Origin of the sequence: Corynebacterium sp. HMSC075F02 (assembly GCF_001838335.1) — a bacterium.
Taxonomy (GTDB): Bacteria; Actinomycetota; Actinomycetes; order Mycobacteriales; family Mycobacteriaceae; genus Corynebacterium; species Corynebacterium jeikeium_D.
The window spans coordinates 21179-40658 of the sequence record NZ_KV836330.1; the positions used below are offsets into that span (position 1 = coordinate 21179).

At 59.0% G+C, this 19480-nt stretch carries 18 protein-coding genes; 9 read left to right on the forward strand and 9 right to left on the reverse strand.

What is annotated here, in order from left to right; genetic code table 11:
- Positions 1–72: 72 nt before the first annotated feature.
- Both purF and HMPREF2920_RS10445 read right to left on the reverse strand, forming a co-directional pair.
- Positions 73–1641, reverse strand: a complete 1569-nt coding sequence (purF, locus tag HMPREF2920_RS10440; RefSeq protein ID WP_049173068.1) for an amidophosphoribosyltransferase — start codon at positions 1639–1641, stop codon at positions 73–75.
- Positions 1642–1691: 50 nt separating this feature from the next.
- Positions 1692–2132 carry a sterol carrier family protein gene (locus HMPREF2920_RS10445; protein ID WP_016421391.1) on the reverse strand — a complete coding sequence of 147 codons (441 nt, stop codon included), beginning with the start codon at positions 2130–2132 and terminating at the stop codon, positions 1692–1694.
- A gap of 29 nt (positions 2133–2161) precedes the next feature.
- Here HMPREF2920_RS10445 and HMPREF2920_RS10450 point away from each other — a divergent pair, with 29 nt between their 5' ends.
- Positions 2162–3169: an acyl-CoA thioesterase gene (locus tag HMPREF2920_RS10450; RefSeq protein ID WP_016421392.1), complete on the forward strand. Its 1008-nt coding sequence runs from the start codon at positions 2162–2164 to the stop codon at positions 3167–3169.
- On the opposite strand, the gene HMPREF2920_RS10455 is transcribed toward HMPREF2920_RS10450, so the two are convergent.
- Entirely contained in the window at positions 3166–3873 is a 708-nt protein-coding gene (locus tag HMPREF2920_RS10455; RefSeq protein ID WP_049193818.1) for a hypothetical protein, read from the reverse strand. The genes HMPREF2920_RS10450 and HMPREF2920_RS10455 overlap by 4 nt on opposite strands.
- A 119-nt stretch (positions 3874–3992) precedes the next feature.
- Here HMPREF2920_RS10455 and HMPREF2920_RS10460 point away from each other — a divergent pair, with 119 nt between their 5' ends.
- The gene (locus tag HMPREF2920_RS10460) at positions 3993–4931 is read left to right on the forward strand and encodes a hypothetical protein (RefSeq protein ID WP_224783816.1); all 939 of its coding nucleotides are present in this window, start codon (positions 3993–3995) and stop codon (positions 4929–4931) included.
- Between the two features lie 6 nt (positions 4932–4937).
- Here HMPREF2920_RS10460 and HMPREF2920_RS10465 read toward each other — a convergent pair whose 3' ends face one another.
- From HMPREF2920_RS10465 to HMPREF2920_RS10485, 5 genes are all read right to left on the reverse strand, one after another.
- Positions 4938–5429 carry a glutathione peroxidase gene (locus HMPREF2920_RS10465; RefSeq protein ID WP_049173070.1) on the reverse strand — a complete coding sequence of 164 codons (492 nt, stop codon included), beginning with the start codon at positions 5427–5429 and terminating at the stop codon, positions 4938–4940.
- A gap of 46 nt (positions 5430–5475) precedes the next feature.
- Positions 5476–6285: a polysaccharide deacetylase family protein gene (locus tag HMPREF2920_RS10470; RefSeq protein WP_222865562.1), complete on the reverse strand. Its 810-nt coding sequence runs from the start codon at positions 6283–6285 to the stop codon at positions 5476–5478.
- Between the two features lie 133 nt (positions 6286–6418).
- The gene (gene bluB / locus HMPREF2920_RS10475) at positions 6419–7090 is read right to left on the reverse strand and encodes a 5,6-dimethylbenzimidazole synthase (RefSeq protein WP_049173072.1); all 672 of its coding nucleotides are present in this window, start codon (positions 7088–7090) and stop codon (positions 6419–6421) included.
- Between the two features lie 4 nt (positions 7091–7094).
- Entirely contained in the window at positions 7095–9326 is a 2232-nt protein-coding gene (locus tag HMPREF2920_RS10480; RefSeq protein WP_370449653.1) for a S9 family peptidase, read from the reverse strand.
- A 5-nt stretch (positions 9327–9331) separates the two neighbouring features.
- Entirely contained in the window at positions 9332–10225 is an 894-nt protein-coding gene (locus tag HMPREF2920_RS10485) for a phosphoribosylaminoimidazolesuccinocarboxamide synthase (RefSeq protein ID WP_049173073.1), read from the reverse strand.
- A gap of 296 nt (positions 10226–10521) precedes the next feature.
- Between HMPREF2920_RS10485 and HMPREF2920_RS10490 the strand changes: the two genes are divergently transcribed.
- The 7 genes from HMPREF2920_RS10490 (at position 10522) to HMPREF2920_RS10520 (ending at position 17546) form a co-directional block, all read left to right on the forward strand.
- A complete protein-coding gene (locus HMPREF2920_RS10490) occupies positions 10522–11844 on the forward strand; it encodes an acetyl-CoA C-acetyltransferase (protein WP_016421400.1) in 1323 nt (440 codons plus the stop codon).
- A gap of 47 nt (positions 11845–11891) precedes the next feature.
- Positions 11892–13250 carry a 3-oxoacyl-ACP reductase gene (locus tag HMPREF2920_RS10495; RefSeq protein ID WP_049173074.1) on the forward strand — a complete coding sequence of 453 codons (1359 nt, stop codon included), beginning with the start codon at positions 11892–11894 and terminating at the stop codon, positions 13248–13250.
- A 53-nt stretch (positions 13251–13303) separates the two neighbouring features.
- On the forward strand, positions 13304–14266 hold the full coding sequence (locus tag HMPREF2920_RS10500; protein ID WP_070601610.1) for a MaoC/PaaZ C-terminal domain-containing protein: 963 nt from the start codon (positions 13304–13306) through the stop codon (positions 14264–14266).
- Positions 14267–14646: 380 nt separating this feature from the next.
- Positions 14647–15111, forward strand: coding sequence for a class Ib ribonucleoside-diphosphate reductase assembly flavoprotein NrdI (gene nrdI, locus HMPREF2920_RS10505; RefSeq protein WP_048732089.1), 465 nt, complete (start codon positions 14647–14649; stop codon positions 15109–15111).
- Positions 15108–16112, forward strand: coding sequence for a class 1b ribonucleoside-diphosphate reductase subunit beta (gene nrdF, locus HMPREF2920_RS10510; protein WP_080969595.1), 1005 nt, complete (start codon positions 15108–15110; stop codon positions 16110–16112). The genes nrdI and nrdF overlap by 4 nt, the downstream gene beginning before the upstream one ends.
- A 42-nt stretch (positions 16113–16154) precedes the next feature.
- On the forward strand, positions 16155–16730 hold the full coding sequence (locus HMPREF2920_RS10515; RefSeq protein WP_016421405.1) for an NADPH-dependent FMN reductase: 576 nt from the start codon (positions 16155–16157) through the stop codon (positions 16728–16730).
- A 120-nt stretch (positions 16731–16850) separates the two neighbouring features.
- Complete coding sequence (locus tag HMPREF2920_RS10520) at positions 16851–17546, forward strand: VOC family protein (protein WP_048732086.1); 696 nt, start codon at positions 16851–16853, stop codon at positions 17544–17546.
- Positions 17547–17548: 2 nt separating this feature from the next.
- Here HMPREF2920_RS10520 and HMPREF2920_RS10525 read toward each other — a convergent pair whose 3' ends face one another.
- Positions 17549–18853: a hypothetical protein gene (locus HMPREF2920_RS10525; protein ID WP_210386870.1), complete on the reverse strand. Its 1305-nt coding sequence runs from the start codon at positions 18851–18853 to the stop codon at positions 17549–17551.
- Between the last annotated feature and the right edge of the window lie 627 nt (positions 18854–19480).

Here is a 19480-nt window from a genome sequence, read left to right on the forward strand (position 1 = left end):
TGCACTCCACGGCACCGCTTGCGCTTCGTTCTCGGTTCAGTTCTCGTAGTTCATTCTAAGGAGGTTTCGAGGCTAATTGCTCGTTGCGGCTTTGGCAGCCTGGGCTGCCTGCATCCTCTCCACAGCTGCCGCATTCGGATTGCCCTCCGGCAGCCCCAGTGGGTATTTGCCATCGAAGCAGGCACAGCACACTTCGCTCTTTGCCTGTTCGGAAGCGGCGACCATGCCATCGATGGAGACAAATCCCAGGCTGTCGGCGCCAATCGCGGTTGCGATACCGGCGACGATGTCATTCTCATCTACGCCGTTGGCCAACAGCTCGCCCGGAGAGGCGAAGTCAATGCCGTAGAAGCACGGCCATTTCACCGGCGGCGCGGCGATGCGCACGTGCACTTCCTTTGCACCGGCCTCACGCAGCATGCGAATCAGGGCACGCTGAGTGTTGCCGCGGACGATGGAGTCATCGACCACGACCAAGCGCTTACCGGCGATAACTTCCTTCAGTGGGTTCAGCTTCAGTCGGATGCCCAGCTGACGAATCGTCTGCGAAGGCTGAATGAAGGTACGCCCCACGTAACCGTTTTTGGTCAGCCCCTGTCCAAACGGGATGCCCGATTCCTGGGCGTATCCAACAGCGGCCGGGGTACCGGATTCCGGCACCGGCATCACCAGGTCACCGTCAGCCGGGAACTCACGTGCCAACTGGCGGCCCAGCTCAAGACGCACCGCGTTGACGGAGCGACCACGGATGTTGGAGTCCGGGCGCGCCAGGTAGACGTACTCAAAAATGCATCCAGCGTGGGTGGTCTCGGCAAAACGCTGCGAACGCACACCGGAAGCATCAATGGTCACCATCTCGCCTGGCTCGATCTCGCGGACGAACGATGCACCGACGATATCCAGCGCGCAAGTCTCGGATGCGACTACCCAACCACCGGACAGGCGCCCCAGGCACAGCGGGCGCACACCGTATGGGTCACGCGCGGCGTACAGCGTCTCGCCATCGGTGAAAGTAAGACAGAAAGCACCCTTCAAACGCGGCAGCAGTGCCATCGCGGCCGCTTCTACATTGGTGCTGCAGCCGTAATCTTCGGGGTGGTCAATCTTGCCGGTTTCGTCGGCAAGCAAAGTGGTCATGATTGCGGAGTCACTGGGCAGCTCGCCCTCTTCACGCAGCAGGCCCTTGTCGACCGCCTCATGGAACAGCGTGAGGTGGTTGGTCAGGTTGCCGTTGTGCCCCAGCGCGATGTCCGTGCCGTCGGAGGCCATCTGGAACATCGGCTGTGCATTCTCCCACGCAGGAGCGCCAGCGGTGGTGTAGCGCGTGTGCCCCACCGCTACGTGCCCCTTCAGAGCGTCGAGCGTCTGCTCATCAAAAACCTGGGAAACAAGGCCCAGGTCCTTGAATACGAGAATTTGGTCGCCGTCGCCGACTGCGATACCGGCGGCTTCCTGGCCGCGATGCTGCAGGGCAAACAGGCCATAGTAGGTGAGTTTGGACACGTCTTCGCCAGGTGCCCAAACGCCAAAAACGCCACATTCTTCGCGCGGGGATGTCTCCCCCAAATCGTCGTATGGCGAAATTGGCAAAAGTTTGGTCTTTGGTGCACCTGAAATGTTGGTATCGGCCACGACATTCACACTAATAGCCCCACCCGCCTGGGCACCAATTCAGCATCCCCCCACGGGCTTTAAGAAATGCGCGCCACCGGCAGATGATTCCCAATTTCCGCCGCGCGCGTTCCCGACATATCGATGTGCGCCTGCACCTGCTCTAACGTGATCATTCCGCACGCGAGTCCCAGCCAAATCTCCGGCGACATCTCCACGACATTGGGCGGCGTACCGCGCGTGTGCCTGGGGCCCTCAATGCACTGGACCGCGACGAAGGGCGGCACGCGCACCTCGACGCTATGCCCCGGAGCCTCTTGGGCGAGCATCCGCACGGACAGACGTACCGCTTTGGCAAGGCTCGCACGGCTTAACGACGACCCCTGCGCCCCATCCGGCCCGATGAAGGAGGCAGCCTCTTGGTCAGATAGCAATTCGCGGCCGAGAAGCCGTTGCGCCGCCCAGGGTGCGGCGGTGGAAAGAGCGCTGCGAACGTCGAAAGGCGAGATTTTGGATACCATAACCTCATCCTAGAGTTATGCTTTCATATATGGATACGCAGTCAACTGAAAAAGCTGAACAGGTGCATGCTCCAGCGTCACCATCTCTTGTACTCCGTTTTATGGCATCGCCGACCGATGTCATTATGGCCGGAACCAATTCTGTCCACGGCGGCCGTGTGTTGCAGTGGATTGACAAGGCCGCTTACGCCTGCGCGACCGGCTGGTCGGGACGCTACTGCGTGACTGCGTACTTCGGTCACATTCACTTCACTCGCCCGATTCCCAGTGGCCACATTGTCGAGGTGCGCTCCAAGATTGCGCATACCGGCCGCAGTTCCATGCACATCGTCAACGAAGTGCTCTCGGCTGATCCGCGCGAGGGCAAGTTCACCCGCGCAGCTGACTGCCTGGTGATCTTCGTGGCCATGGATGAAAACGGTAAGTCGACTCCGGTGCCGAAGTGGGTGCCGCAAACAGAGGAAGAAGAGCGCGTTGAGAAAGCCGCTCTTTCCCGTTTTGAGCTCCGCCGCGACATCGAAGCCAGCATGCGCGCGCAGACCTACTCCGCGGACTCTTCCGCACCCGAACTGACCACACGTTTCCTGGCAAAGCCGACCGATGTCAACTGGGGCGGAAACGTCCACGGCGGCACCGCCATGGAGTGGATCGACGAGGCTGCGACGGCAGTTACCACCAACTGGGCAGGGCGCCAGACCATTTCTGTCTACGCAGGTGGTATTCGCTTCTACAGCCCAATCCACATTGGCGACCTGGTTGAGGTGCGCGCACGCATCCTGCGTACAGGCACGACCTCGATGCACCTGTCGGTGCAGGTCTACTGCTGTGAGCCCCGCAAGGGTGTCGGCGGCCTGCGCAAGGCACTGCATTCGACCATGACGTATGTCGCAATTGATGACGATTTCAACCCGCAGCCGGTACCGCACTTCCAGCCGACGACGGATGAGGACAAGCGCCTGCACGCTCACGATCTGTCACTGAAGGCATTGCGTGACAAGTACAGCCCGCTGCCGCTGATTGAGCGCGAACAGGATTAAGCCGCCTGGCTACCCGGCTTCCTGTTTTTCCACCAGATGGATAGGAACATCCAGCCAATCAGCGCGAAGGTGATGTAGGTGACGTACCGGTCAATCGTCTGCAGGGAGCCCTGGATGCTTGGGCCAAACTTCAGGCCCAAGTACAGGTAGAAGCACTTGAGCATTGCGGCACAGAAGAAGAGGTACACGCCTACTACCCAGCCGCGCACCTTCGCAATACCACCGATGGCCACGACAATCGTGGCCGGAATCGGCGAGAATGGCACAAACGATGCCAGCACACTCAGCCCGATGCGTTCATAGATGAAGTTCTCCATCTTCTTAAACCATCGCGGTGGGTGTCCGCCGAAACTCATCGTTATGAATTCCGTGCCCCACTTCTTGCCCATCCAGTAGAAGAACGGCATGAACTTGATTGTCGAAAGCGCCGCAATCACTACAACAGCGAAGAGGAAGAGCGGCCGGTCCTCGTTTTCCGACGCGAGAATCAGCACCGACAGATTCGATCCTGTCAGCCATGTGTGCAAGAACGTGTACTTGAGCAGCAAAACCGCACGGAACGGGATGATTGCAAAGCCGTACACGGCAACCAGCATCAGCGATGCATAGAGAAGCTTGTCTATTTTGTCCGGCTCACGCAGGAAGCTCGGCAGATCCTCACGAGGGTCGTGCTCGGCCTCGTTACGCATGTCGGGTGAAGTCATGAACCACAGTTTAACTGCACGCCCTCTTCTGCAGCAGGAGCCGCAGACTAGGCCATTACGTACGGCTCAGACGCACTCGCCAAGGACGAGCGCAGCGCCGCCTACTATCCTGAGAAGATATGACCACCGATTCACCCGCGCCTGTGCCCGCACAGCAGCCTCACGCAGCACGGTCTGAGTCTTCCTCACCATCGCTTGACGACGGCCAGGAGAACGCATCCTCACCGAGCATGCTGCAACGTGTTCGCGCCGCTATCCCGCCTGTTTCCATCCTGGTACTGACGGCGGTATTCCTCTTCGCCGGGTGGTTCACGCTCTTCGGTCCTATCAATGTTCTGGCGTGGCGTGGTGGCACGTTCCCCCGCACCGAGGCAGACCGCCCTTACTATCAGCAGGCTCTGAAGGATGTTGCGCGCTATCAGTACGAGGAGCAGCCCTCCCCTGAGGTTTACTTCGGCCTGGCGTGTGGCGCTACTGATGACGACATCCGCAGCGTTATCCCCAAGGTCGGCGAGCACCCGAATTCAGACGCAGACCCAACTGCTGATGCAGATGCCGTCGCCGCCGCTGCTGCCACCAGGCCGGGTTCTGCACCCACAGCTGCGAACCAGACCGCGAAGCTGAATCCAAACCTTGACGCATTCGGCAACACGGTCGACTGCTCCGGTTCCTGGACTGCGCCATTCTTGTCATTCCTGCTCGCGTCCGCGGGTGTTCCGGTCTTTGATACGCCCGAGGATTCGGCTGCCGCAGCCGAGAACCCATGGCTGGTTACGGATGTCGAACAGCTCATGGATGCCTACAAGGCACATGATGCTTTCGTCACCGACAAGGACTTCTCTCCTCAGGTGGGTGACATCATTTTCTACCGCTACCCCGCAGGCCTTGGGGTGCACGCCAACATGGTTGTCGCGGTTCAGGGTGACTGGGTCACCATCGGTGGCGATGAGCTTGGCAAGGTCGGTCTAGCTAGCATGACCCTGCGCAACCGAGGTGGCATCGTGGGCTACGGTGCCACGGGCTACTTCGAGCAGGCACCGCTGGACGCCACCAAATAGCCAAGTTTAAATAGGCAAGTTTTCCTCGATGAGGTCGCGCAGAGCATCGTCGTCAGGCGAGACCTTGGAGCGGAAACGGCCGATGACCTCACCCTCGGGCGAGACAACGAACTTTTCGAAGTTCCACTTCACATCCCCAGCCTCGCCGTCGGCGTCCGGGGTTTCCTTCAACAGCTTGTACAGTGGGTGCGCGCCATGGCCGTTGACCTTCGTCTTTTGGAAGAGCGGGAAGGTAACGCCGAATTCGCGCTGGCAGAACTGCTTGATTTCCTCGGCGTTGCCGGGCTCTTGCCCACCGAACTGATTGCAGGGGAAGCCGAGGACGAAGAAGCCACGGGGTGCGAATTCGTCGAAAAGTCCTTGCAGATCGTCGTACTGATCCGTGAAACCGCACTCCGAGGCGGTGTTGACGATAAGCAGAACGTGGCCTGCCCAGTCATTCATCGTTGCTTCGTTGCCGTCGATGGTGGTCACTGGGATGTCGAAGAGATTGCTCATAAACCCCACACTAGGGCAGTCCCCCGATAGCCGTCAGAGGTAGCGACTAGCCGACCTGCTCCATGCCTTCAAAGAGCTCGCGGCCCAGCGGCACCGAAGAGTGGTTGACCGGCTGCGCACCCCCATCGACCGCCTGGTCAATGATGCCGACAACATCCTGGCGCAGCTTGTGCTCCCGCAGTTTCGAAGCGTTAACGGAGATGCGCACCGCGCGGCCCTTCTCCAGCGAGCGCTGCACCGAGGAGCGCACCGCACGGCGCCACCAACCGGCGCCGCCGAAGCCCTCGCCGATAGCCAGCACGCGAGTCGGATCAACAGCACCAGTGGTCAGGTCGCGGACACCATTTCGGTCCGCTGCCACTCGGAAGCCCAGCTCCGGCAGCACGTTCATGGTCTCGGGCGACATGGTCCACTTCGGTGGTGCAAAGACGTCCGTCTCAAAACCCATCGCACGCATCTGGCGCGTTGCGGCGGTCAGGCGCAAACGCGCTTCATGTTCGCTTAACGACGCAAATTCCGCGCCTCGGCCTCGAACTGACTGATCGAACCCCGCGAGAACAATCTCGATGCCGTCATCGCTACGACGGCGGAGCCAATCCAGCACCGCCGGAGCTTCCCGCAACGACCAGTTTTTACCCGCATGCGGCGCTACCAGCAGAGACGGTGTAATACCGCGCTGTTCCATCGCTGCCACGAAACGAGCGACGTCGAGCAATGTGCCATCGCGCAAACCCGACACCGACACCAAAAGCGGCGAACCGACCACACCACCGTCAACAGTTACGAGCTCTTTGCCCGCTGGACGAATGACCTGGTCGGTCGTCCGAATCTGTTCTTGCACCCCACTGCCTGCCATGGATTCAACAAAAACAGGCGTATGTAAATTTTTGGTAACGGAGAGGACAAGGCTTGGAGAATACTCAGAAGCCTTTCAAATAAGAGTTCAAAAAGCGCCATCGCAGCACATCAATGTGCGTCTGCAGCGCGGATTATCCCCAATGCACAACCTCATCGAGAGCCAGTCCCTTGCGCCAACCGAACTTCTCCAAGTCACGCTCCTCGGCCAGGTGCGTTACTGGACCAATGCACAGCCAGGCCACCGGGCGCACGGGTGCCTCGACACCGACAAAGTCAGCCAGGAAATCCTCATGGTAGAAACTGACCCAGCCGACGCCGAGCCCCTCTGCCGTAGCAGCCAGCCACAGATTCTGAATAGCCAGCGCGACTGACATGAGGCCGGTGTCATCGACGGTGTCGCGGCCGAGAATGTTCTTGCCGCCACGGGTCGGGTCATAGGTGACGACGATGCCCGTTCCCGAGTCCACGATTCCTTCAATCTGAATCGGATTGAAGGTCTCACGCCGCTCGCCTTCGAGCTTGGCCGCGAATTCAGCGCGACGTCCGGCTACGTGGTCGGCAAACTGCTGCAGGCGGTCCGGATTCTGAATGATATGAAAGTCCCACGGTTGGGACAGCCCCACCGACGGGGCTGCATGGGCCGCCGCCAACACGCGCATCAATCGCTCCCTGTCCACCACTTCTCCGGCGAATTCGCGGCGCACATCCCGCCGCCGAAAAAGGGTGTGGTAGACGGCCAACTGATCGTCGGAAAGCGAATCGGTGTCAAAACCCTGCGCGGACAGCAGCGTGCGCATATCCATGCCGTTACTCCACCGCACCAGCAGTGTGGACAATCCAGGCGTACTCGAAGGCAGTCTGACGCCAGCGTTCGTAACGACCGGAAACACCACCATGACCTGCGGACATCTCGGTCTTGAGCAGGAACTGCCCCGGCTGACCTCCGACAACCTCGCGCAGCTTGGCGATCCACTTTGCCGGCTCCACGTAGAGCACGCGGGTGTCGTTCAAACTAGTAATCGCGAGAATCTTCGGGTACTTCGCATCGGCCGAGATGTTCTCGTACGGCGCGTAGGAGGCCATGTAGTCGTAGACCTCCGGGTCGTGGTAGGGATCGCCCCACTCATCCCACTCCACCACGGTCAGCGGCAGCTCTGGCATCAGCATGGATGTCAGGCAGTCGACAAACGGGACCACGGCCTGAATGCCCGCGAACCTATCGCCAGCAATGTTCGCGACCACGCCCATCAGCATGCCGCCCGCCGAACCGCCGAGTGCTACCAGCTGCTCGCGTGTGGTCCACCCAGAATCCAGCAGGTAGTCAGCGACGGCGACGAAGTCAGTGAATGTGTTCTTCTTCGTGGTTGCGCGACCGTTCTCCCACCAGCCGCGGCCCATTTCGCCACCACCGCGGACGTGTGCAATGACAAAAATCATCCCACGATCCAGCAGCGACAGTCGCGCGATGGAAAAGCCAGGATCCATCGAGGCTTCATAGGAACCGTAGCCGTAGAGCAGCGTCGGATTCGGCTTGCTCAGGTCCAGGTCCGCGCGGTGGATAATCGATACCGGAATCTGGGCACCGTCGGCTGCACTCACCCATTCACGCTTGGCGACGTAATCACCGCGATTAAACTTCCCGCGAATCTTCTGCTCCTTGAGCAGCACCCGCTTGCCCGAGGCAATATCAATCTGCCAAAGCTGCGACGGCGTGGTGAAGGAGCCGTAAGCGTAGCGCAACACCGGGGTGTCCCATTCAGCATTGCCGGTAGTGCCTGCAGAGTAGAGCTCTTCGTCGAAGTCGAGCTCGACGAAGTTCACAGCGGACGCTGGCACTGGAGCAGCAGCATGGCTTGTATCAGAGGCATCACCAGCGGAGCCAGCACCATCCTCATCCTGACCCAATACCGCCAGCGCCACACGGCCAATACCGCCACGACGGTAACCAAACGCGATGTGCCCAGCGAAGCAGTCGACGCCCTCAACGCGGACGTCATCGCGGTGCGGAACCAGCTCAGTGAGATCCGAAATGCTGTCGAAAGACCCCGCCGGCACCATGGCCAGTGCGAAGTTCGAACCAGTCATATTGTGTGTAATCAGCCACATATCCCGGCCGCTAATGACGGCGTGATCGATGTCGTATTCAACACCGGCCTCACGCGGGCGCACGCAGGTGAACTCACCGGTCGGGTCACTGGCGTCCAGGTACCAAACCTCGGAAGTAATCTTCGAGGAGCTCTCAATAATCAGGTACTTTTCGCTGCGTACCGTGCCGACTCCAACCCAGTAGGCCTCATCGGGCTCATGGAAGACACAGACATCATCCTCGGTGGAGGTGCCCACGCGGTGACGCCACACGGAATCCGGCCGCCAGGCTTCGTCGACCTTCTGGTAGAAGATCCACTCGGAGCCGACCCAGGTAGCACCTGCGGCGATGCCCGCAATTTCGTCATCAAGCAGTTCACCCGTGCGCAGATCCTTTACGCGCAGCGTGTAGCGTTCGTCGCCTGTGACGTCGGTGGAATAGGCCAGCAGATTGCCGTCCGCGGAGACGCTCGCTGCGCCGAGGGCGAAGAAATCATGGCCTTCGGCCAGCTCGTTGGCATCCAGGATGACCTGTTCTCCTGGTGCTGGGGCATCGTCGGCGATGGTCGGCGGCGTCCACGCGGCAAGACCGTCACCGGCCTCCGCACGCACGCGACAGCTCATCCCGTAGGACTTGCCCTCCTGCGTGCGCGAGTAGTACCACCAGCCGTTAAGGCGAGTTGGGACCGACATGTCGGTCTCCTGCACGCGCGACTTGATCTCCTTAAAAATCGCGTCCGCGGTGCCGTCAAGATCGGAGGTAAAAGCCTCCGTATAGGCATTTTCAGCCTCTAGGTAGTCGATAACCTCGGAGTTTTCCTTATCGCGGAGCCACTCGAAGTTATCGGTGAAGTCCCTTCCGTGGAAGGACCGAGTCACCGGCTTCCGTTGTGCACGGGGTGCGGGCAAATCCTTTTTTGCAGGCTTGCCGACGGATGCCGAGTCCAAGGTCACTTCGCTCACGCAGGTTCTCCAATCCAGTCCGAGAAGCGGCGGCCCGACAGTCGTTCGTAGGCCTCGACGTACCGCTCGCGAGTTGCTTCCACAACACTACCCGGCAGCGCCGGCGGCGGAGTGCCCTCGTCCTTCTTCCAGCCGGACTTGGAGCAGGTCAGCCAGTTTCGGACGTACTGCTTGTCGAAGCTCGGGTTAACCGAACCCTCCTGGTAGGAGTCGGCTGGCCAGTAGCGGGAGGAGTCCGGGGTGAGAACCTCGTCGGCCAGCACCAGGTTGCCGTCGGAGTCGAGGCCGAACTCAAACTTGGTGTCGGCCAGGATGATGCCGCGCTTAGCAGCCAGTTCAGCAGCCTGGGAGTAGATGCGCAGGGTGGCATCGCGAAGCTCTTCGGCGCGCTTCTGCCCCAGGGACTCCACAACGGCGTCGAAGGAGACATTCTCGTCGTGCTCGCCCAGCTCAGCCTTGGTGGCCGGGGTAAAAATCGGTTCTGGCAACTTGGAGCCCTCGACGAGGCCCTCTGGCAGCTCAATGCCACAGACAGTGCCGTTTTCCTTGTACTCGACCAGGCCAGAGCCTGTCAGGTAGCCACGTGCGACGCACTCGAATGGCAGCATGTCCAGCTTCTTGCACACCAGCGCACGACCTAGGCACTCCTCCGGAATGCGCTCATCGTCAGCCGGGCCAGCCATGTGGTTCGGGAAGTCAATCTCATCGAAGAAGAACACGCTCATCGCGGTGAGCACTCGACCCTTGTCAGGAATCGGGGTCTCCAGAATGTGGTCGAAGGCAGAAATACGGTCACTGACCACAAGCAGCAGAGTCTCAGGGTCAATCTCGTAGATTTCCCGGACCTTGCCCGCGGAAAGATGGTTATACGAGGAAAGTTCAGGTCGCATGGCGATAAAGTCTAAACCCCTATACGCCTTTGCACTCTATTGATACCTCCGGCCGCCACCCCAACTAGTGGGGATTGACGCAATTACCGTCGTCAAGCGGGAAAACTTTTGAGATTCCGCAGTGCTGCCCATCGAATTTTTCACAGGTGGACGACGGTGTTTACCCCTCACCTCCCCCGCTCGGTAGATGACTGGGCAAAAATATTTCTAAAAACGTGACAGAAAACACCGATACCAGTATTGTCTAAATTTAGTAATTCACGTCACACTTCAAGGATTTTGAAGGGAACAATCACATGGCAGCTCAGGCCAACAATAACTCTCTGCGCCGCGCAGTCGTCGTCGGCGGTAACCGCATTCCGTTCGCTCGTTCTAACAAGGAATACGCTAACGAGTCGAACCAGGACATGCTGACCGCCGCAATCGACGGTCTCGTCGCTCGCTTCGGTATCGGCGGCGAGCGCCTCGGCGCAGTCTCCGCCGGCGCTGTACTGAAGCACTCCCGTGACTTTAACCTCACCCGTGAGTGTGTCCTCGGCTCCGCACTGGCGCCGGACACCCCGGCTTTCGACATTCAGATGGCATGTGCCACCGGCATGGAAGCCCTCAACTCTGTCTCCAACATGATCAAGCTGGGCCAGATTGACTCCGCCATCGCCGGCGGCGTGGACACCACCTCCGACGCTCCGATTGCTGTCAACGACCGTCTGCGCAAGATCCTGCTGGAGGCCAGCCGCCAGAAGTCCACTCTGGACATGGCAAAGGTCTTCCTGAAGGCTCGTCCGTCCGACCTGGCTCCAGACACTCCGTCGACCGGCGAGCCACGCACTGGCCTGTCCATGGGTGAGCACCAGGCAATCACCACCGCCAAGTGGGGCGTTACCCGCGCCGAGCAGGACGAGCTCGCCGCCGCTTCCCACCAGAACATGGCAAACGCTTACGACGAGGGCTTCTTCACTGACCTCGTCACCCCGTACAAGGGCGTTTCCCGCGACACCAACATGCGCCCGGACTCCACCCCGGAGAAGCTGGCCAAGCTCAAGCCAGTCTTCGGCCGCGGCCTGGAAGCAGAGCCGACCATGACCGCCGGTAACTCCACTCCGCTTACCGACGGCGCCTCCGCCGTCCTCGTCTCCACCCCGGAGTGGGCCGCTGAGCGCGGTCTGCCGGTGCTTGCCGACGTCGTCGATTCCGAGGCGGCCGCAGTTGACTTCGTCCACGGCGACGAGGGCCTGCTGATGGCTCCGGCTTACGCCACCCCGCGCCTGCTGGCCCGCAACGGCTGGACCTTCGACGACTTCGACTTCTTCGAGATCCACGAGGCCTTCGCCGGCACTGTCCTGTCCACCATGAAGGCATGGGAGGACGAGGAGTTCTGCCGCACCAAGCTCGGACTGGAAGGCCCGCTGGGCTCCATCCCGCGCGAGAAGCTCAACGTCAAGGGCTCTTCTCTGGCAGCCGGCCACCCATTCGCCGCTACCGGCGGCCGCATTGTGGCAGCCCTCGCCAAGATGCTGCGCCAGAAGGCAGACGAGACCGGCAAGACCACTCGCGGCCTGATCTCCGTTTGTGCTGCGGGCGGCCAGGGTGTTGTCGCAGTTCTCGAGGCTCGCGTCTAAAAGCGCACCACCGATAAAGACACTTTTACTTTCAAGGAGAATTTTCCATGACCGATAAGTACCAGGAACTCGTCAACGGTGGTCCGCTCACTGGACTGGCTAAGGCCGCTGGCCTGCCGCAGCCACCGTTCCTGCGCCGCCACAAGCCGGGCGGTCCGCTGCTGAACAACGACAAGGTGCTCGTCACCGGCGAGGGTGCAGATGCAGACGCAGTTGCAGCTCAGCTGGCTGAGTGGGGTCTGCAGGTCCGTCGTGGCAACGCCGCTGACGACAAGATTGGTGCCATTGTCCTCGTCGCCACTGAGGCCAAGCGTCCGGCAGAGCTGCAGGGCCCAGTGCTCGCTGCTGCAAAGCACATGCGCAAGCTGGACAAGGGTGGTCGCATCGTCACCGTCTCCCGCGCCAAGGATGCTCACCACAACGCAACCCCGGCCGAGATCGCTGAGAACGCTGTCGCCGGTGGTATCGAGGGCCTGATTCGCTCCCTCGGCCACGAGGTTCGTGGCGGCTCCACCGCCAACGGCATCCTCGTTGCTCCGGGGGTCTCGGTCACCGCGCCATCCGTGATTTCCTCCCTGCACTTCTTCCTCTCCGGCCGCTCGGCCTTCATCGACGGCCAGTTCCTCCGCGTCACCTCCGACGCGGGCGAGATCCCGTCCGACTGGGATAAGCCGCTGGCTGGCAAGGTTGCCGCTGTCACCGGTTCCGCCCGTGGTATCGGTGCCGCTATCGCTCGCCAGCTCAAGGCTGACGGCGCAGAGGTCATCGTCATCGACGTTCCACAGGCGGGCGAGGCTCTGTCCAAGGTTGCCAACGAGCTCGGTGGCCTGGCTCTGCAGCAGGACATCACTGCCGACGACGCCGGCAACGCCATTGCCGATGCCGCTGTGGCCCGCTACGGTCGCCTGGACATCGTCATCCACAACGCAGGCATCACCCGCGACAAGATGTTCGCCAACATGGACGACGCCAAGTGGGGCTCGGTCATCGCCGTCAACATCGAGTCTCAGCTGAAGATGAACGAGCAGCTGCTGAACCACAAGGCCTTCGAGAAGGCTCCGCGTATTGCCACCATGGCTTCCACCTCCGGTATCGCAGGTAACCGCGGCCAGACCAACTACGCCACCTCCAAGGCCGGCGTTATCGCAATGGTCGAGGCTTACGCTGAGGAGTTTGCTAAGCGCGGCGGCAACATCAACGCTGTTGCTCCGGGCTTCATCGAGACCGACATGACCGCTGCTATTCCGTTCGTCAACCGCCAGGTTGCTCGACGCGTGAACTCGCTGCAGCAGGGTGGCCAGCCGGGCGATGTCGCCCAGGCAATCGCCTTCCTGGTCTCCGACCGCGCTCTCGGCGTCAATGGTCACGTCCTGCGCGTCTGCGGTCAGAACATCGTCGGCGCCTAAGCGAAGTCGCGGCTTCCGCATAGGCTCCCGATAAGGAGGAAAGAGGAAAACTTATGGCTAAGACCCTGGATGCCATTCCCAATCTGGTTCCGCTCTACGCCAAGGCAGCTGCTGGTTCGGCGAAGAAACGCCCGAACTCCACCGAAATCAAGGTCGATGAACTAGTGGTCAAGGGCGTCACTGTCGATGCCGACCGTGACCAGGACTTCCGCGACGTCGTTGGCGCCCCGAAGTCTGAACAGGCTTTCTTCGGCCACATCCACGCCCTAATCATGCCCATCCAGATGGAGCTAATGGCTGCGGATGATTTCCCGCTGCCGATGATGGGCCTGGTCCACACCGAGAACACCTACCGCGAAATCTCGCCTGTCACACTCGGTGGCAAAGTTGATATCGCGGTGAAGGTTGCCGCATTCCGCGCTCACCGCTCGGGCACTGAGGTTGTTCTGGAGTCAACTGTTACATCGTCCACATCCGGCGCCACCTTGGTCGAGGAGCAGTCGGTGTATCTGGCCAAGGGCGTTCGCCTGAAGGATGCCGAGGGCTTCGAAGAGGTCCAGGCACAGCGTGAGGCCATCAAGTCCGGCGCCGAGACCATCAAACGCGAGCAGTTCAAGGTTCCCTTCCCCACCGCTCAGTGGAAGCTGGCTGGCAACACCGGCCGCAAGTGGGCCAAGGTTTCCGGTGACTGGAACCCGATTCACATCACCTCTGTCTCCGCGAAGGCTCTGGGCATGCCAGCAGCGATTGCACACGGCATGTACACCGCCTCCCGCGCGCTGGCTGAGGCACAGGTTCTGCCGGGTCAGTCGTACGAGTTCCAGATTTCCTTCGGTGCGCCGGTCGTTCTGCCGACCACCATCAATGTCGCACTCACCCACACCGGTGACGGCGCGGGTGCCGCACACGATCTGACTGATGGCAGCTCCAACATTGGCCGCGCAGTCAAAATCGTCGCATGGGACCGCAAGAAGAAGCGTCCGCACTTCACCGGAAGTGTTCGCCCACTGAAGTAGTGGATTTCGCTATGCATCTGTAGTTATTCCATAACGCATTGATGCTAAGCGCTGTAGAAAAGGCCGCACTTTGGAAACCCAGTCATCTCGTTGACTGGTTCATTCCAAAGCGCGGCCTTTTTGTTTGCCCTGTTTGGCTCCGCTGAGAGGCCTCTGGAATCTACCTCCCCTCGTTGGGGAGACACCCCCGCTGCCAGCCCCGCTATCTTTCTCGCCTTGAAAATCAACTGCTGGATTTTTCTGCCGTTAATACAGAGCCGCGGCTTTACTTCTCAATTGCATTACTAAGCACGTTCAGTCTTACGTAAGCAGCACCTTGTTGACACCACGTTCACTCCTGTACGTTATTGTTCAACCCATTGAACACAGGAGGTAATTGAGTGTCTTCATCCTCGAAGACGCCGCTGACTTTCACGGAACTCCCACTGGAGGAGTCACCCAGAATCGTGTACTTCTCCAGTGCCTCTGAAAACACTCACCGGTTCGTCCAAAAGCTTGCTCAACCCGCAGCACGCATCCCGTTACATCCGCGAAAAGACGGAATGATTCGCGTCTGCAGACCATTTGTCCTGATTACACCGACTTATGGCGGCGGATGTCGTCGCCGCGCAGTACCCAAGCAAGTCATCGCTTTTCTCAACGACGAAACCAATAGGAGTTTCATCCGCGGTGTCATCACCTCGGGAAACACGAATTTCGGCACCGACTATTGCATAGCCGGAGCCATCATTTCTGCAAAATGCCAGGTCCCGGAGCTGTATCACTACGAGCTACTGGGGACAGACCACGATGTGGAGAACGTCCGAGAGGGCCTGGAAAAATTCTGGAGGAGTGCTACTTCTTGAACATCTACAGCTATTCAACTACGCCACCGTCTTTTCGGAAAGACCCATCTGCACGCCTTCGGCCAATCAACTGGAACCGAGTGCAAGATGACAAAGATCTCGAAGTGTGGAATCGCCTAACAGCAAATTTTTGGCTGCCTGAGAAAGTCCCGCTGTCCAATGACCTTGCAGACTGGCGGCGTCTCACCGATCTAGAACGCGAGCTGACTATGAAGGTCTTCACAGGACTGACCATGCTCGACACAGTGCAGGCGTCTGTCGGAGAGATTTCCCAAATTCAAGATGCCCGCACTGAACATGAAGAGGCGGTCTATACCAACATCGCTTTCATGCAAGCAGTGCATGCAAAGTCCTATTCTTCAGTTTTTTCAACGCTGTCCAATACCCCTGACATCGACGCTGCCTACCAATGGGCAGTCGGCAATGACATCCTGCAGGCACGTTCAAAAGCTGTGCTCAAACACTATTACGGTGCCGTTCCACTCAAGCGAAAGGCGGCAGCAACGCTTCTTTCGTCTTTCTCGCTTTACGCCGGTTTCTACCTCCCGCTGCACTTCGCATCACGAGGCATCCTGACCAACACCGCCGACATGGTGCGCCTGATCCTGCGTGACAAAGCTGTGCACGGCTATTACTCCGGCTACAAATTCCAGCGCGGCGTAGAAACCTACGACGCCACCACGCAAACGCAGATGAAGGCTTTCGTCTTCGAGCTTCTCGACGAGCTATACCAGCTCGAACTGAGGTACTCCGAAGCTCTATACGAGCCACTCGGGCTTTACGACGACGTTGCCAACTTCATTCGATACAACGCCAACAAAGCGCTTATGAACTTGGGATATCCGCAGCGGTTTAACCATGATGAGACCGCTTTCAAACCCGAGATTCTCGCCGCCCTCACCCCGGGATCAGATGAAAACCACGACTTTTTCTCCGGTTCCGGCTCCGCATATGTCATCGGAAAAGCCGAAGACACCGCAGACGAAGACTGGGATTTCTAAACCCGCGTCTTTCCCCATACATCCTAAGAAAGGAACATTCGCATGACTGCACAGATTTCTATCCTGGTAGGAAGCTTGCGTCGAGCCTCCTATGCACGAAAGATTGCACTCAAGGCAGCCACGTACTTCCCCGATGACTTCAAAGTCGACATCGTCGAGATTCGTGACCTCCCTCTCTACAACTTCGACTACGACGACCCCGCAGTGTCCGATATTGCGACTCCCGCGGAATACACCAGTTTCCGGGAAACCATTAAAGCCAGCGATGGCATCCTATTTGTCACCCCAGAAAACAACCGCACAATTCCTGCAGCTCTGAAGAATGCCGTTGACATCGGATCTAAGCCCAACGGTGATGTGGCATGGAAGAACCTGCCCGCGGGAATTATCAGCCACTCCGTCGGCCGTATGGGAGGTTATAGCTCTCAGAAGAACTTGCGACTCGCGCTGTCGTACTTCGACATGCCGATGCTCGGTCAGCCAGAGGTCTTCCTGGGACAATCGCCAACACTCATTGACGAACAAGGAGAATTCACGTCGTCAAGCACTGAGGACTTTGTTCGCGACTACATCAACAGATTTGCAGACCTAGTTCGCGAGCAGAGCCCACGCCACTAACTGAAATCCCCTAATCAGCGCAGCGTTACTGGGGATATCACCGTATGAAGATTCTTCACTGACTAGGATCAAACGCTGCGTTCTCTGCGCGGTTAAGCGCTCGTCGTTAGGCTCATTTTCATGACTGTTTCTATTTCGGCCGTGATCGCGCTTAACGACGACCCTCGCGCCGCTGCGCGGTTTTACGCCGAAGGTTTTCACTCCAACATCAAGCCCAACTCCACCACGCTCACCATCGGTGGGATGGACTTCGAGCTCATTGAGGACGGGAACCGCCGATTAACCCCCGCTGTGTCTTTTTTGGTGCGATTTGCCCCTGGTCAGGAAAACCAGCTGCGCAGACTGTGGGAGCATCTGATGGCGGGTGATGAAACCATCAGCGGTGGTGCTACGCTCATGCCCCTGACCAGCTACGATTTCTCGCCGCTCTTTGGCTGGTTGGTAGACGGCAATGGGGTCAACTGGCAACTGATGATTAATTCCTTAACCAGCGGGGCTGCAAGCACGGACGCTGCCGCAAAGACAGCGAATCCCGCCGTTATTCCCTACTTCATGTGGACAGGCGACGAACCACAGGCTGCCGCCGCCACCGAGGTATACAACCAACTTTTCGGGTCAGAGAATTTCATGACGCTCGACTCGCCGGGCATGCACACTTTCACCTTCGGCGACGGTGTGGCGATGCGTCTCTCCAGCGATTCTGCCGAAGAGGTCGAAAGCGCCTGCCAAGCGCTTGGCCTTACAGGCGCTGAGGTTGCCGAGGGCACGGAAACCGTCGTCAAGCCTGACCGATTCGGCGTGTACTGGACGCTCTAGAGTTACTTACGGGTCAACGCGATTGTCGCGCCGACGACCAAGACCAGAAGCACCGCCCCCATAGAGAACCACATCATCTTCGAGGAGCCGTCATCCTCGTTTTCTTCGGTGGTCTTCGGATTCTGCTGGCTACTAGTCGGGGTTTCGCTACTTGGCGACTTGTGCGCGACCTGTTCAAAAGCTGGGCCCGGAATCTTCTCGCCGACCAACTCCGTGGTTAGCTGATAAGTCACCGGGACATTTTGAACATCCGCGACATCGTGGGATTTACCGGCGCCCCAACTGTTGTTGAAGAAGACAACGATGTACTGGTCACCATCCAGCCACGCTCTTTCAGCCTCGTAATCGCCCGACTTTTCACTATCTTCGCCGATCCGATTGCGGTAGTTAATCCGGGCCGAGTTACCAAATGTTGTCTCTTCGCCGATCTGGTGTTCATTTACAGGACGGGTTTCCTCGCTACCGGCGAGTTGGCGTGCCGAATTCAGCGTCTTGATATCCAGGCCGGAGATCTGTGCAAGCTTGTCCGCTTCTGGGGCGTCAATGAGTTTGACGGCGCCGCGGAGCTGCTGCCCATACTCGGACTTGATCTTGTACACGTGCGTCTCACCAGGAACAATGTCGGCCGTGACGCTGCTGATGTTGTCGACAGTAAGTTCCGTGGCGTCATCGAACCACGAACCTGGGGTGACCTTCTTAGCCTGATCTGCTTCCGGTGTCGCGGGCGGAGGGTTCAAGCTCTCCTTGTCGGACGGGAACGCCTCCGGCACATCAGTCAGGTTTTCGTTGGCGAAACGCTTGATGGTCACTTCTGCAGGAATGTCCTGACCTTCGAAGGGGCCTCCTTTTCGGGCCACGGAGAACACCATATTGCCCGACTTACAGTCCCCCTCCGCTCCTCCGGACTGCTTGGTTGTTATCGATGCGAAAAGGGGGCCATTGGAGTCGATGATGCCATTGCCGAAATCATTGGCAAGGAAGCAACTGCTGTCGTCCAAATGCATAGTAAGCGAGAAGTTGCGGACATCTAGGTCCATCAAAGTCGCGCCTGACGACGCTCCCGGCACCGTGGCCGCACTAATTGCAAGCCGCTCTCCCTCAGCGACCGGGACGGAGAAGTACTCAGCACCGTCGCCTTCCTGATTACTGATGCTGCGCTCGGACTCAGGAGTCTTTTCCCGCAGCTTGGTCGAGAACGTTTCCACGTCGGCAGGCACCTGGGGAGCGCTCGTAGGAGCGTCGCCGCCCTGTATCTCTTGCGCGCTGGACTTCGCGGTGCGTGCGGTGCGGGTCGCCAGCGTCTTCATGGACTCAGCCAGCGAATCGGAGTCCTGGGCATCTAGGTACTCGCAGCCTATTGCGCCTGTGCACGCCCTGCTTTGATTCCCGCAAAAGAGCCTACGAGCACCAGCAACATGGAAATAGTGGGCACGACCGCCGAGAGTTGTCTTGTTCTGATCATGTGGTCGGTTCCTTTTCTTCCAGCGTGAAAAGAACGTTACCCGACAAAAGCATCCGCGCAATGGAAACTTATTAGAAGTGCGGTGGCTTTCTAGGGCTCACACAAGCAGCGCCACTCGTGGCGCACTCCGAGCTAGCGCACACGTTCTTCCAGCACCTCTGGATCGACAGACAAAAAGTGTGTCTGATTCTCAAGATAATGACTGGGCAGACACCAAAAATTACGGACTCCACACGTGAATACGGGCTGCAAATGTGAAACTGTGCGAGTCTATGACACTTTCAGGCCATTTTTCGGGCCATTTTTGACATAAACGCAGTCAGTAATTCGGATCGACCCGCCGTCGCTGACATAAACTCAGTCAGTAACTCGCATTGAGGTAAGTATCGAAGGCGCCCACCCGCCGACGCGCCGGTCGACACGCCGAGCGGGCACACTTTTTGGGGATGCGGACGGAATCTTGGAGGATTCC

Bases quoted from the DNA above. Each gene is read 5' to 3' on its own strand.
- HMPREF2920_RS10445 (WP_016421391.1), bottom strand. From the start codon at position 2,132: ATGGTATCCAAAATCTCGCCTTTCGACGTTCGCAGCGCTCTTTCCACC.
- HMPREF2920_RS10450 (WP_016421392.1), top strand. From the start codon at position 2,162: ATGGATACGCAGTCAACTGAAAAAGCTGAACAGGTGCATGCTCCAGCG.
- HMPREF2920_RS10455 (WP_049193818.1), bottom strand. From the start codon at position 3,873: ATGACTTCACCCGACATGCGTAACGAGGCCGAGCACGACCCTCGTGAG.
- HMPREF2920_RS10460 (WP_224783816.1), top strand. From the start codon at position 3,993: ATGACCACCGATTCACCCGCGCCTGTGCCCGCACAGCAGCCTCACGCA.
- HMPREF2920_RS10465 (WP_049173070.1), bottom strand. From the start codon at position 5,429: ATGAGCAATCTCTTCGACATCCCAGTGACCACCATCGACGGCAACGAA.
- HMPREF2920_RS10470 (WP_222865562.1), bottom strand. From the start codon at position 6,285: ATGGCAGGCAGTGGGGTGCAAGAACAGATTCGGACGACCGACCAGGTC.
- bluB (WP_049173072.1), bottom strand. From the start codon at position 7,090: ATGGATATGCGCACGCTGCTGTCCGCGCAGGGTTTTGACACCGATTCG.
- HMPREF2920_RS10485 (WP_049173073.1), bottom strand. From the start codon at position 10,225: ATGCGACCTGAACTTTCCTCGTATAACCATCTTTCCGCGGGCAAGGTC.
- HMPREF2920_RS10490 (WP_016421400.1), top strand. From the start codon at position 10,522: ATGGCAGCTCAGGCCAACAATAACTCTCTGCGCCGCGCAGTCGTCGTC.
- HMPREF2920_RS10495 (WP_049173074.1), top strand. From the start codon at position 11,892: ATGACCGATAAGTACCAGGAACTCGTCAACGGTGGTCCGCTCACTGGA.
- HMPREF2920_RS10500 (WP_070601610.1), top strand. From the start codon at position 13,304: ATGGCTAAGACCCTGGATGCCATTCCCAATCTGGTTCCGCTCTACGCC.
- HMPREF2920_RS10515 (WP_016421405.1), top strand. From the start codon at position 16,155: ATGACTGCACAGATTTCTATCCTGGTAGGAAGCTTGCGTCGAGCCTCC.
- HMPREF2920_RS10520 (WP_048732086.1), top strand. From the start codon at position 16,851: ATGACTGTTTCTATTTCGGCCGTGATCGCGCTTAACGACGACCCTCGC.
- HMPREF2920_RS10525 (WP_210386870.1), bottom strand. From the start codon at position 18,853: ATGAAGACGCTGGCGACCCGCACCGCACGCACCGCGAAGTCCAGCGCG.